Origin of the sequence: Novosphingobium anseongense, from assembly GCF_037482895.1 — a bacterium.
Taxonomy (GTDB): domain Bacteria; phylum Pseudomonadota; class Alphaproteobacteria; order Sphingomonadales; family Sphingomonadaceae; genus Novosphingobium; species Novosphingobium anseongense.
This window is the reverse complement of the sequence record NZ_JBBHJZ010000002.1, coordinates 130,668-144,039: the sequence shown is the minus strand read 5'-3', so window position 1 is coordinate 144,039 and position 13,372 is coordinate 130,668. Positions and strand designations below refer to the sequence as shown.

Sequence of the window (13,372 nt, the reverse complement as noted above, 5' to 3'; positions counted from 1 at the left end):
AAAATGGCATGGCTTTGGTGGTCGAGCCGGATCAGCTAAGCCTTAACCATGCCCGACTATTGCGACACTATCGGGGAACTGCGAGGGTTGAGAATGGCGACGCGTGAAGAGCTGCTGGCGGCTGCGGGAGCCTTGGGCACGCCGCTCTACGTCTACGACCTCGACCTGATCCGCGCGCGGCTGGAGCGTCTGCGCGACGCCTTCGGCCGCCACTTCGGCGTGAGCTTCGCGGTCAAGTCGAACCCCAACGTCGCGCTGCTCAAGGCGCTGGCGCCGCTGGTCGACAGCTTCGACGTCAGCGCCTTCGCAGAGGCCGAGCGCGCGATCGCCGCGGGCATGGAGCCCGAACGGCTGACCTTCTGCGGTCCCGGCAAGCGGCCCGAGGAGATCCGCCGCGCGGTGCGCATCGGTCTGGGGGAACTCGTCGTTGAATCGCTGCACGAGGCGCGGCTCGCCGATCGCTTCGCCGGCGAGCTCGGCACGCGCCAGACCGTGTTGCTGCGGATCAACCCGGCGACGAGCCCGCGCGCCTTCGGCGTCAACATGTCGGGCAAGCCCAGTCAGTTCGGGATCGACGAGGAGGAGATGGCGGCCGCGATCGACGCGCTGGCCGTGCTGCCGAACCTCGATCTGGCCGGCTTCCACATCTATTCGGGCAGCAACAGCCTATCGCACGAAGGTCTGGCCGAGAACTTCGGCATCCTCACCGACATTTTCCGCCGCGCCACCGCCCATTGGGGGCAGAAGCCGCGCAAGCTGGTCTTCGGCGCGGGCTTCGGCGTGCCCTACCTGCCGACCGATGCCGAGATCGACCTCGCTGCCCTGGCCGCCGAGGTCCTGCCCGGCATCGACGCGCTCAAGGCCGAGCCCGCCTTTGCCGAAACCGAGCTCGAGCTCGAACTCGGTCGCTGGCTGGTCGGTCCCTGTGGCTGGCTGCTGTCATCGATCATCGGTGCCAAGGCGAGTCGCGGCACCGAGCTGCGCATCTGCGACGCGGGCTTCAACACGCACCTCGCGGCTTATGGCATGATGGGCTCGGTGATCCGCCGCAATTGGCGCATCGCGAACCTCTCGAACCCGGAAGGTTCGATCGAGCGCTATACCGTGGTCGGGCCGTTGTGCACGACGATCGACACCCTGGCGACCAAGCTCGAGCTGCCCGCGACCTCGATCGGCGACGTCATCGCGATCGAGAACTCGGGCGCCTATGGCCTGACGTCGAGCCCGACGCGCTTCATCAGCCATCCCGAGCCGCGCGAGGCCCTGCTCGACGGCGGCAGGCTGACCGAGGTCAGCGAAAGCCTGCTCAACCACTGGCGCCTCGCCGACAATTGAGCCGTTTCGGGCTGACGCGCGAATGTCGGTCGCGGTAAACGATTCTTTACCTCGTTTTGCTAGGTAGCGCTCAGGGAGGCTCTATCCTTGCAAATGGAACGCCGTCAGTTCGATCGCGAGACAGCGACTATCGCCGCGGCATGCCGCGTGCGCGGTATCGCCTATCGTGCGCGGCTGAGCGAGGTTTCGCAGCAGGGATGCTGTGCCGAGATGGCTCGCGACGTCGCCGCACCGGGCGAGCGCGTTCTGCTTCAGCTCGGTAGCTTGCTGGTGCTGCCCGCGGTCGTACGCTGGGTGACGGGTGAAAGGACGGGTCTCGAATTCGCCCATCCGCTGCATGGCGCCATGCTGACCCAATACGCTCTCCGTCAGGTCGAACACCGGTCCGACCTGCACTGAAAATTATTTCTCTTCGGGTATCTCCCGAGGGGCGAGTTTAACCGAAATGCACTTTGGAGTGGGTATGCACGCGAACGTGGACACTTCCAATTCCTCGGGAACACTGTTGGGTATGCTGGGCCTGCGCACCAAACCTTCCGATTCCAAGTCGACCAAGTCGGACGTGATGAAGCAAGCGCGTCGGCAGGTGCTCGACGCGATCTGCGACTTCCTGCTCGACAACGACCTGGCGATCACGCCCGACAACCTGCTGGCGGCGCATGGCGCCTTCGCCGGCGGCAACCCGGGGCTTGCGCGGCAGATCGCCGCGCGGCAGCAGAGCGGCGCCCGGGTCGAACAGGACTGGCTCGACGAGGTCACCGCCAACCAGGCGACCGAGCGCAAGGACGTCGCGATCGAGCGGCTGATCGGCAAGCTCGAACAGAACCTCGATGCCTTCACCAAGAGCTCCAAGGCCGCGCACCGTGCCTCTTCGGACTACAGCACGAAGCTCGAGGCGCATGTGGTCGAGCTCGAGCAGGTCGAGGACACCGGCCAGATCATCACCGGTCTCGCCGATCTCGCCAAGGCGATGGCCGAGCGCACGCGCCAGGTCGAGCAGGAGATGCGCAAGAGCGAGGAAGAGGCCAAGTCGCTGCGCCGCCACCTCGACCGCGCCAAGCGCGATGCCGAAGTCGATCACCTCACGGGCCTGCCCAACCGCCGCGCCTTCGAAGCGCTGCTCGACAAGCATTACCGCGAGGCCCAGGCCGAGGTCGACTCGCTGAGCGTCGCGTTCTGCGACATCGACCACTTCAAGAAGGTCAACGATACGCACGGCCATGACGCCGGCGACCGCGTGATCAAGCTGATCGGCGAAGCGCTCGCGCGCATTTCGAACGACAATTGCCACGTCGCCCGCCACGGCGGCGAGGAATTCGTCATGCTGTTCCGCGGGCTCACCACCCAGGAGGCCAAGCAGCGGCTCGACGAGGCGCGCGAGGAAATGGCCGCGCGCAAGCTGATCAACCGCCGCACCGACGAGCCGATCGGCCAGATCACATTCTCGGGCGGCGTCGCCAACGTCTTCGGTTACGAGAACCCGCGTGCTGCGCTCAAGGCCGCCGACGAGGCGCTCTACAAGGCCAAGCAGGGCGGCCGGAACCAGGTCCATCTGGCCTGATACCGCTGCGGCGCGTTACAGCGCCTTGCTGAAGCCGAGCGTCATGCTTGCACCGCGCTTGCGCACGCGATCCTCGCTGCGCAGGACCGGCCCGGTGAGGTCGTTCGCGAAGAACCGCCTTAGCCGATCGTTGCGCAGGCCGTTTATCGCGTTGACCGTGAGCGTGGTCTTCACGCCGCGTATGGCCGTGCTTTCGAGGTAGGCCGCCCAGGCACCGCGTTCGCGCCGCGACGAATCCTCATCCACGAAATAGTAGTCCTCGCGCACGGTCGAGACATAGCGGACCCCCCAGGACATCTTGCCGCGGTCGAGGTCCTGCCGGAATTCGGCGTTCCACGAGGATTCGACCACGCCGTTGATCGGCCGCGACCGGCGCAGCGCGAGATCGAGGACGTCCGATCGCTGGAACAGTCCGTCGAACTTGACCTGGCCGCCGGGCACGAGAGGTCCGAGCGCCAGGGTCGCCTGCGCGCTGAGTCCCCAGACGCGGCCGTCGCCGATCGCGCCGAGTGCCTGGCCGCCGTCCGGTAAGGCGATGAAACCGAGCACGCCGCTGCGCCACTCGTGGAAGCCTTCCGCGGCGATCGCGCTGCCCGTGCCCCAGCGGTGATCGACGCGCAGCGAGGCGCGCTGCTTGCGCGTGGGACGCAGCAGGGCGTTGCCGCCGATCGGGCGGTCGTCGATGACGTTCGTCGAGGCCGCGAAGTCGCTGAAGTCGAGCTGATCGACGGTGCGGCGGATCGCCAGCCGGACCTGCGTCTTGGGCCCGGCGTTCCAGACCAGTGCCGCCGAGGGCTTGAGATAGGAGAGATCCTGGCGATTCGCCTGATCGCCGGTAACGGTGATCCGCGACAGCTCGACCGCCAGACCGGCTTCGAGCGCCAGTCCCGGTCGGAGCGTCGCGGTCAGATTGGCGAAGGCTTCGCCGCGCCATTCCGCGGCGCGTGTGTCCGCACCCGGCAGCGGAATTTCAACAAGTCCGGTGCCCGCGTCCTCGGCGTAGTCGAGCGTGCTGGCCAGCCGATTGTAGGCGATTTCACCGCCGATCTCGGGACGGACCCGGTGTTTGCCACCGCGTACCACGGTCGCGCGCATGACGGCCTCGAGCGGCTTCTGGCTCTGGCGAGAACGGCTGCGTCTGGCCCCGTCGCGGTCGTCCTGATCGATGTCGATACCTTCCTGGCGGACCAGGGCGACGAGTTTCGTCGTCCAGTCGCGACCCAGCGATCGCGTCCAGTCCGCGCCGAGTTCGGCCTCGTGATACCGTTCGGCATAGTCGAACTGCCGCGAACCGAGCACGGGGCCGTCGATCGTCCCAGCGCGGCGGACGATGGCCTGCACCGAGCTGTATTCGTCGATCCCGAAGCGGCCATTGATCGTGAAATCGCCGCCGCCGACGCTGCGCGACGCCGACGCCGCGATGGCGGCTTCCGGGCTTTTCAGCGGCAGGTTTTCGAGCAAGGTTTCGATCGGTGTTCCGGCGCCATCGCGGATGATGTAGCGGCTGTTCAACCGCTCGCGCTCGTATTCGGCGGAAAGTTCGACATTGGTCTGCCAGCCGCCGACCTTGCGGTTGTAGCTGATCGAGCCTTTGCCGCCGAGCAGCCCCCCGGGCATGAGCGTGGCCGATCCGGCGAGCGTTCCCGAGCCCGCGGCATCGGCCTTGAGCACGACATTCGCGACGAGCGCCTGGCCCGCCGCCTGGGCCACGTCGCCGCCGCCGCGGAGCAGCACGATACGTTCGACCTGCCCTGCGGGTATCCGGCGCAACACGTCGGTGATGCCGTTGCCCGCCTTGACCGTCGGCCGCTGGCCATTGATCAGGACGTTGCCTGCCGCGCCGCCGAAGCCGCGCACGTAGTCGCCGGCGTCGACCGTGAAGCCCGGTGTCCGCTCGAGCATGTCGAAAGCGGTCTGCGGCTGAAACGGCGCATAGAAGCTGCCTGGGTAGACCGGATTGTCGGCGGCGCCGGTCGCGGGCGACTCTGTCGCGGAGGCTTCCGCCGCGACGGCTTCGGCCGACCCGGCGCGCTGCCGATCCTGAGCCAGCGCTGGAGCGGTGGTGCAACCCAGGCTCATGACCAAAGCGTGGGACAGATGGAGATGGCGAGAGGCCGTCGTGCGCTGGCTAACCCGTCCTGTCATCCCGCCTTCATATCTTGCTGCGAACGATTTGCAACAAGTCGCCTAAGCGGAGCCGATCGCTTCGAGCAACTGATCGGGATCGATCGGCTTGGTCAGGAAGGCGGTCGCCCCTGCGGCGATACCCTGTTCGCGCGTTGCCGCGGTGGCATAGGCGGTCATCAGGATAACCCTATGGTGCCAGCCGCGGCGGGCCATTTCGGCCTGAAGCTCGAGTCCGGTCATCCCCGGCATGTTGATGTCGGTGACGACGCAATCGAAAGCGGCTTCGTCGGCCGCGAGCAGGTCTGCGGCGCAGGCAAAGCTGCGGCAGGCGATGCCGGCAGAGCGCAGCAGGCTGTCGAGGCTGCGTCGCACGTCGGGGTCATCATCGACGACGGCAATCACGATCGGTGAACTCAACCTTCTGCTCCGGCTGGCGTGGGACTTCGCAGTTGCGGGAATGCCCGCACTGCCAGGTCGGCGCCATCATACTCAGATGTTATAGGCCATATCGATGGATGGTCTCGTCGCGCACGCCGAGCTGCTCGGCCATCCGGACGAGGTCCGCCAGCGACTGCGCCTCCATCTTGCGCATGACGTTGCCGCGGTGGATCTTCACCGTGATCTCCGAAAGGTTGAGCCGACCGGCCACCTGCTTGTTCATCAGCCCCGTGACGACCAACCCCATGACTTCGCGCTCGCGCGGGGTCAGGCGCGCGAAGGCGCTGCGCAGGCGATCGTTGTCGCTCGCCGTGGCCCGTCGGGCGCGATCGGTCTCTATCGCCCGGAGCACGGCGGCGAGCATGTCTTCGGTGCCGAATGGCTTGGGCAGGAAGTCGATCGCGCCGGCGCGCATGGCGCGTACGGTCATGGGGATGTCGCCGTGGCCGGTCATCATCACGATCGGGATCGCGATGGCGCGTTCGGTCAGCAGATCCTGGAAATCGAGCCCGCTCTCGCCGCGCAGGCGGACGTCGAGCACCAGGCAGCAGGCGCAATCGGGCAGACCCGCTTCGAGAAACGCGCTCGGACTCTCGTAGACCAGCGCGGTCAATCCCGCCGAGCGGAACAGGCTGGCCAGGGCGCCGCGCACCTCGTCGTCGTCGTCGATCACGCAGACGCAGCGTTTGTCCGCATCGGTCATGCGCCGCTCCCCTGCAAGATAGGAAGCGTGAAGCGGAAGCTGGCGCCGCCTTCGGCGCGATTGGCCGAGGTGAGACGGCCTGCGTGCCGTTCGATGATCGCGCGGCTGATCGACAATCCCATGCCCATGCCGTCGGGCTTGGTCGAACGGAACGGTTCGAACAGCGGCTCGGTGTCGTTGGGCAGGCCGGGCCCGCGATCACTGACCGCGACGGTGACCTCGCCGCCGTCGCGCGCGGCCTCGAGCAGCAGCTCGCGCCGGCTCGCGGGGGTCTGCGTCATGGCCTGGTCGGCGTTGAGCATGAGGTTCATCAGCACCTGCTGGATCTGCACGCGATCACCCCAGAGCACGGGCAGATCGGGGGCGATCGCGGTGCGGATGACGACGTCGTGCGACTGCAGGTCGCGCTGCAGCAGGGCGACCGTCTCGCTGACCAGTGCTGCCAGGGCGAAATGGTCCTGTCGCGGCTCGGCTCGGCGCGCGATGTCGCGGATCCGGCCGATGATGTCGGCCGCCCGGGTGGCATTGGCGGCGATATGGTCGAGACAGTCGGCCGCTTCGGCGGCATCGGGTTCGGCGCGCGCCAGCCAGCGCTGGCCCGACTTGGCATAGGTGACGATGGCCGAAAGCGGCTGGTTGATCTCGTGGGCGATCGAGGCGCCCATCTGCCCGAGCAGGTTGAGCCGCGAGACGTGGGCGAGTTCGGCCTGAGCCTGATCGAGCCGCGCCTGGGTGCTGCGGCGCTGGTCGATCTCGGCCAGGTGGCGGATCGAGAGAAAGGTCGTGATGCCGTTGGCGACGAGGCTCACGGTCAGGCGCATGGCGGGGGAGCCGAGCGGCTCCGCGCTGTGCGAGATCAGATAGGCGATGGCGGCGAGGCCCGCGCCGACCGTCCCCGCGGCGATCACCAGATCGCGTTTGCCCGTGCGCGCCGCGAGCAGGACGACCGTGGTGTAGAGCACCGCGACCGCGCCCTGGAGCGGGCTCAGCACGTCTAGCGCGAAGATCGCCAGGGCAACGATCGCCGCGCCTGCCAGCCGCAGGTGGATCACCAGTCGCTGTCCCCGCGCGTCGCCGCGCATGATTGCCTCCCGCCAGATCCCGATCCGGCTGCCCCATAACGACGAGAGGCTTACCCGAGCGAGCGGGCGCGGCAACGGGAAAGATGCGAAATCGGCCTCGCTCATCGCGCGGCCACCTCGAGCACGAAGCGCGTGCCGGGCGCGGCATCGTGATAGGCGCAGGTCGCGCCGAGCCGCTGCGCGAGGAGCCGGATCAATTCGGTACCGAGCCCGGTGCCGCGTGCGCCCCGCGCGACCCCGCGGCCGCGATCGGCAACCTCGACCCGATATCCGCCCGCGCCGTGCCGGCACAGCGCCACGGCGACGCCGCCGGGCTCGTGCGCGGCATAGGCGTGCTTGGCGGCATTGTTGACGAGCTCGGACAGGATCATGCCGACGGCTCCGGCCTCTTCGGCGGGCACGGGTACCGGTTCCGCCTCGAGCACGACGGCGCGGTTGCCCATCGCGGTCAGGCCTTTGACCAGGTCCCCGACATAGGCTGCCAGATCGATCGTGCCGCCGGCCGGTCCGTGACAGAGCAGGCGATGCACCCCGGCCATGGCGGCGATGCGGCGCCCGATTCCCTGGATCGCGGCGAGCCCGGCCGGATCGGAGAGTGCCCGCGCTTCGGCGGCGACCATCGCCGAGAGCAGCTGGAGACTGTTTGCGATCCGATGATTGGCTTCGTCGGCCGGGCTCGGTTCGCGCCGCCCGGGGAGCACCGTGATCGTCGCATCGTTCGCTGCGGAGGCTGCCTGCATGATCCCTTACCTCTCGTCCGCATCCACGGTTCGTCGGGCATCATGATCCTGCGATCTGTGTGCGAAAGGTATCATACGCAGGTATGGGAAAGGTGGGCGATCGGGACCCAATACTTAGCTCGATGTTAACCCCCGGAACCTAATCACCTCTCGCCTATGAGAGGATGACCATGTTCGACGTCTTGCTGTGCATTCATGAAAAGCATGACGAGTGGCTCGTCCTCCTGGCTGCGGTTATCTGCATAATTTCGACGATGAGCGCGGTGCTGTTGCTGCGCCACGCCCGGCATTTCGCAGGGATGGTCGCCGCCAAATGGGTGGGTGGCGCCGCGGTCGCGATCGGCTTCGGCATCTGGGCCACCCATTTCGTCGCGATGCTCGGCTACGATCCGGGCGTGGTCGCCGGCTATCACATGCCTGCCACGCTGCTCTCGCTGGTTATCGCTATCGCGATGACGGCGATGTCGTTCTTCGTCTGCCTCGCCTATCCGGGCACGCGCGGACTGGCGGCGGCGAGCCTGCTGAGCGGCGGCGGGGTGGCCGCGATGCACTATCTGGGGATGTCGGCGCTCGAACTGCCTGCCGAGATCACCTGGCGCAGCGGCTATGTCGCGCTCTCGCTCGTCTTCGCGGTGCTGCCGATGTACCCCGCGCTGGCCTTCGCGGTCGGCGGGCGCAGCGTGCGCAGCGGTGTGGCGGCGGGCCTGCTGATGACGCTGTCGATCGTGCTCCTGCACTTCACCGCGATGACCGCGGTCGTGCTCGTGCCGGCGCCGCTCGACGCGCGCACGGCGATGCTGCTTTCGCCCAAGAGCATGGCCATGGCCATTGCCGCGGGTTCGATCGGGCTGCTGACGGTCTGCATCGCGGTGCTCAGCATCGCGCGGACCGCGCGCATCGCGGTCCATGCCAGCCAGCGCGATCTTGCGATCCTGGTCAAGGGCGTGACCGACTGCGCGATCTACATGCTCGATCGCGACGGCAAGGTCGCCAACTGGAACCCCGGCGCGCAACGGCTCAAGGGCTATTCCGCGGACGAGGCGATCGGCCTGCCGCTCGCGCAGTTCTACTCGCTCGAAGATCGTGAGGCCCGATTGCCCGAGAAGGCGCTGGGCATCGCGATCGAGCAGGGCAAGTTCTCGGGCGAAGGCTGGCGCACGCGCCGCGACGGCTCGCGGTTCTGGGCTCATGTCACGATCGAGCGCATTTCCGACGATGGCGGCAACCATATCGGCTTCGCCAAGATCACCCGCGACATGAGCCGCTTCAAGGAAGATCAGGACCGGCTGCAGGAGATGGCCGCACACCTCGACGCGGCGCTCAGCAACATGCATCAGGGTCTCTGCCTGTTCGACGCCGAAGAGCGGCTGGTCATGGCCAATGCGCGTTTCCTCGAGATATGGGGGCTCGACCGGTCGGCCTGCGTGCCGGGCATGACGCTGAATGCGGTGGCGCACCTCGCGCTAGCTTCGCGCACGGGCGGTCCGGTGGCGCAGGAGCGCGTCGACGACCTGCGGCTGACCTTGCGCCAGGCGCTCGACGATCACAGCTTTCCGCCGGTCGTGTCCGAATTCGGCAACGGGCTGATCGTTTCGATGATCAGCCGCCCGATCGCCGACGGCGGCTGGGTAACGACCTTCGAGGACGTCACCGAACGCCGCCGGTCCGAGGAAAAGATCGCCCACATGGCGATGCACGACGGCCTGACCGGCCTGCCCAACCGCTCGAGCTTCAACCAATGGGTCGACGCCGAGCTCGAGCAGGCACGTCATTTCCACCACAATCTGGCTGCGGTGGTCATCGATCTCGATCGGTTCAAGGAGATCAACGACACGCGCGGCCACGGCGCCGGCGATGCCGCGCTGCAGCTCCTGTCGCGCCGGCTGATCGACATTCTCGACGACGGCGAAATCGCCGCGCGTGTCGGCGGCGACGAGTTCTCCGCGGCCAAGCGCTTCCGCGACCAGGCCGAACTCGCGGGGTTCCTCGATCGCATCGAAAGCTGCTTCGCGACCCCCGTGGGCAGCGAGGACAACCGCTTCTATCTCGGCGCTTCCATCGGCGTCTCGGTGTTCCCCAACGACGGCACGCTGCGCGAGCAGATCCTCAACAACGCCGACCTGGCGATGTATCGGGCGAAGGGCAGCCTGGGCGAGCGCATCGCCTTCTATGAGCCCGAGATGGACGAGACCGCACGCGCGCGCCGGCAGCTTTCCAACGATCTGCGCCATGCTCTCGCCCGCGACGAGCTGAACCTGCTCTACCAGCCGCAATACGATCTCAGAACCGGCGAGCTCAGCGGCTACGAGGCTCTACTGCGCTGGCATCATCCCAAGCGCGGGACGGTGGCGCCCGACTATTTCATTCCGCTGGCTGAGGAAACGGGCGAGATCCTCGCCATCGGCGAATGGGTGCTGCGCCAGGCCTGCCTGGAAGCGCGCACATGGCCCGACGATCTCAAGATCGCGGTCAATCTCTCTGCCGTACAGCTCATGCAGACCGAACTCGTCGAAATGGTCAAAGGCATATTGATCGAGACCGGTCTGTCGCCGACCCGACTCGAGCTCGAGATCACCGAGACCGCGATCATATCGGACAAGCTGCGCGCGCTACACCTGCTGCGCCAGATCAAGGCGCTGGGCGTCAGCATCGCGATGGACGATTTCGGCACGGGCTATTCGTCGCTCGACACGCTGCACTCGTTCCCGTTCGACAAGATCAAGATCGACAAGTCGTTCCTGCTCAAGTCGCAGCAGAGCCCCGAAGCGCGTGCGATCATCAAGGCCGTGCTCGCGCTGGGGCAGAGTCTGAACGTGCCCGTGCTTGCCGAAGGCGTCGAGACCGAGTTTCAGCTCGGCCTGCTGCAGGAGCAAGGCTGCGACCAGGCCCAGGGCTATTATTTCGGCCGGCCGGCACAGGCGCCGAGCATTTCGGCCGAAGACGAGGAAGCGCGCCGGGCGCAACCCTAGGTTGCTGGAGACGCTCTCGATTTAGAGCGGATTGCCGTCGCGGTCGCGGTAGATGTCGCGACGGCCGACGTGGTTGGCCGGACCGACGAAACCGTCGGCTTCCATGCGCTCGACCCATTTCGACGCGGTGTTGTAGCCCACCCCCATCTGGCGCTGGATCCAGCTCGCCGAGACCTTCTGGCTCTCGAACACGAGCTGGCAGACCTGGCGGTACTTGCGCTCCTCGGGGTTGTCCGAAGCCGCGTCGATGTCGTCGAAGCCGAAGCCGCCGTCCTCGGGCTCCTCGGTGACCGAATCGATGTAGTCGGGCTTGCCCTGGGTGCGCCAGTAGTCGGCGACGCGCTCAACCTCTTCGTCGCTGACGAAAGGTCCGTGGACGCGTTTGATCGGGTCCGTGCTCGGCTTGTAGAGCATGTCGCCCTTGCCCAGCAGCTGCTCGGCGCCCTGTTCGCCCAGGATCGTGCGGCTGTCGATGCGGCTGGTGACGGCGAAGGAGATGCGCGTCGGCATGTTCGCCTTGATGACGCCGGTGATGACGTCGACCGAGGGACGCTGCGTCGCCATGATCATGTGGATGCCCGCGGCGCGGCTCTTCTGGCTGAGCCGCTGGATCAGGACTTCGATTTCCTTGCCGACGGTGATCATGAGATCGGCGAGTTCGTCGACGATCAGCACGATCTGTGGCATGGTTTCGTAGTCGAGCTGGCGGTCCTCGTAGAGCTCCTCGCCGGTGTCGGGATCGAAGCCGATCTGGATGCGGCGACCGAGCGGCTTGCCCTTGGCCGCGGCGGCGCGGACCTTCTCGTTGAAGCCCGCGAGGTTGCGCACCGAGATCTCGCTCATCATGCGATACCGGCGCTCCATCTCCTCGACCGCCCACTTGAGCGCGCGCACGGCCTTGGGCGGCTCGGTGACCACGGGCGAAAGCAGGTGCGGAATGTCGTCGTAGGACTTGAGCTCAAGCACCTTGGGATCGACGAGGATCAGGCGGCACTGCGCCGGGGTCAGGCGATAGAGCAGCGACAGCAGGATCGTGTTGAGCCCGACCGACTTGCCCGAGCCGGTGGTGCCGGCGACGAGCAGGTGGGGCATCGTCGCGAGGTCGGCGACGATCGGCTCGCCGGCGATGTCCTTGCCCAGGATGATCGGCAGCAGGCCTTTGTGGTTGGCGAAGGTCTCCGAGCCGACCATTTCCTTGAACGAGACCATCTGGCGATCGGCATTCGGCAGTTCGATGCCCATGACCGTGCGGCCGGGAATCGACGAGACGCGCGCCGAGATGGCACTCATGTTGCGCGCGATGTCGTCGGCAAGGCCGATCACGCGGCTGGCCTTGATGCCCGCGGCGGGTTCGAGCTCGTACATCGTCACGACCGGGCCGGTGCGCACCGCGGTGATCTCGCCCTTGACGTTGAAGTCGTCGAGCACGGTCTCGAGCAGGCGCGCGTTGCGTTCGAGGCTGAGCTTGTCGACCTTGGGCGCCGAATTGGGGGGCGGGTCGGCGAGCAGGTCGAGCCCGGGCAGCTCGTATTCGTCGAACAGGTCGCCTTGCTTGGCGGCAACGGTACTGAACTGCGCGGGCTTGGCCGGCTGGCCGGGTTCGACGATCTCGGTCGGCCGGCGCGGGGCTTCGTTGAATTCGACCGGCGCGGCATTCCCGACGGGCTTGGCTTCGCGGACTTTCTTCTCGCGCGGTGGCGAGATGAAGGGCACACCCTCGGGCATAGTCATGCCGCGCGCGCCGCGGAGACGGCCGGGAAGCGTGAGCAGCGCCGCCCAGTCGAGCGCGAAGACGCGGCCCGCGAGCATCGCGCCCGAGGCCAGGCAGGCGAGCGCGAGCACGAGAATCAGCCAGCCGCGGAATGCCTCGGGCAGCAGGTTGGCGACGCCGCGGATCGTGCCCGAGCCGAGCAAGCCGGCGAGCCCGCCCATGGAGGCCGGCAGACTTCCGCCGGGCTCGGTGAAGGTCAGCGACAAGACGGTGGAAAGCAGGGTCATGCCCAGAAGCAGCACGCCGATCGGGCGCCACCAGCGCTGGTCGCTGTGTTCGAGCGTGCCATCCTCTTCCTCGACCATGCGCCATAGCTTGCGCGCGAAGACGTAGAGCAGCGGCAGGAACAGCACCGAGACGGGGCCGAAGAGGAACAGCGCGCGTTCGGCCGCATAGGCGCCGAGCGGGCCCATCCAGTTGCGCACCTCGCCGCCAGCGGCGGTCGAACCCGACGGGTCGGTCTGGTGATAGCTGGTCAGGGCGAGCGCGAGGAACACCATGCCGCCGAACAGCAGTACGGCACCGCCGATCTCGGTGGACCGGCGCAGCGCACGGCGCAGCACCGCGCGCCAGTCGGGCGCGGCGATCCGTCCGCCGGTCGTTATGGGCCGTGTCGCCATGTCATTCCCCTGCTCAGGTGCGAATT

The 13,372-nt window shown here is 67.1% G+C and carries 10 protein-coding genes; 4 read left to right on the top strand and 6 right to left on the bottom strand.

Going from position 1 to position 13,372, the window contains the following annotated elements; translation table 11 throughout:
* The first annotated feature begins 93 nt into the window (after window positions 1–93).
* The 3 genes from WG901_RS09390 (at window position 94) to WG901_RS09380 (ending at window position 2,896) form a co-directional block, all read left to right on the top strand.
* A complete protein-coding gene (locus WG901_RS09390; protein ID WP_339586806.1) occupies window positions 94–1,335 on the top strand; it encodes an alanine racemase in 1,242 nt (413 codons plus the stop codon).
* 93 nt (window positions 1,336–1,428) lie between these two features.
* Window positions 1,429–1,734, top strand: a complete 306-nt coding sequence (locus WG901_RS09385; protein WP_339586805.1) for a PilZ domain-containing protein — start codon at window positions 1,429–1,431, stop codon at window positions 1,732–1,734.
* A gap of 112 nt (window positions 1,735–1,846) precedes the next feature.
* Complete coding sequence (locus tag WG901_RS09380) at window positions 1,847–2,896, top strand: GGDEF domain-containing protein (protein WP_339587694.1); 1,050 nt, start codon at window positions 1,847–1,849, stop codon at window positions 2,894–2,896.
* Between the two features lie 15 nt (window positions 2,897–2,911).
* Here WG901_RS09380 and WG901_RS09375 read toward each other — a convergent pair whose 3' ends face one another.
* The 5 genes from WG901_RS09375 to WG901_RS09355 all read right to left on the bottom strand — a co-directional run bounded on the left by WG901_RS09375 (window position 2,912) and on the right by WG901_RS09355 (window position 7,986).
* Window positions 2,912–4,975, bottom strand: a complete 2,064-nt coding sequence (locus WG901_RS09375) for a TonB-dependent receptor plug domain-containing protein (RefSeq protein WP_339586804.1) — start codon at window positions 4,973–4,975, stop codon at window positions 2,912–2,914.
* A 108-nt stretch (window positions 4,976–5,083) separates the two neighbouring features.
* On the bottom strand, window positions 5,084–5,440 hold the full coding sequence (locus WG901_RS09370) for a response regulator transcription factor (protein WP_339586803.1): 357 nt from the start codon (window positions 5,438–5,440) through the stop codon (window positions 5,084–5,086).
* Between the two features lie 79 nt (window positions 5,441–5,519).
* Complete coding sequence (locus WG901_RS09365; protein WP_339586802.1) at window positions 5,520–6,164, bottom strand: response regulator transcription factor; 645 nt, start codon at window positions 6,162–6,164, stop codon at window positions 5,520–5,522.
* Window positions 6,161–7,246, bottom strand: coding sequence for a sensor histidine kinase (locus WG901_RS09360; protein ID WP_339586801.1), 1,086 nt, complete (start codon window positions 7,244–7,246; stop codon window positions 6,161–6,163). The genes WG901_RS09365 and WG901_RS09360 overlap by 4 nt, the downstream gene beginning before the upstream one ends.
* A gap of 101 nt (window positions 7,247–7,347) precedes the next feature.
* Window positions 7,348–7,986, bottom strand: a complete 639-nt coding sequence (locus WG901_RS09355; protein ID WP_339586800.1) for a sensor histidine kinase — start codon at window positions 7,984–7,986, stop codon at window positions 7,348–7,350.
* A 170-nt stretch (window positions 7,987–8,156) separates the two neighbouring features.
* On the opposite strand from WG901_RS09355, the gene WG901_RS09350 reads away from it, so the two are divergent.
* On the top strand, window positions 8,157–10,955 hold the full coding sequence (locus WG901_RS09350) for a bifunctional diguanylate cyclase/phosphodiesterase (RefSeq protein WP_339586799.1): 2,799 nt from the start codon (window positions 8,157–8,159) through the stop codon (window positions 10,953–10,955).
* A 21-nt stretch (window positions 10,956–10,976) separates the two neighbouring features.
* Here the strand turns inward: WG901_RS09350 and WG901_RS09345 are convergent, their stop codons facing one another.
* Window positions 10,977–13,346: an FtsK/SpoIIIE family DNA translocase gene (locus WG901_RS09345; protein ID WP_339586798.1), complete on the bottom strand. Its 2,370-nt coding sequence runs from the start codon at window positions 13,344–13,346 to the stop codon at window positions 10,977–10,979.
* Window positions 13,347–13,372: the final 26 nt, after the last annotated feature.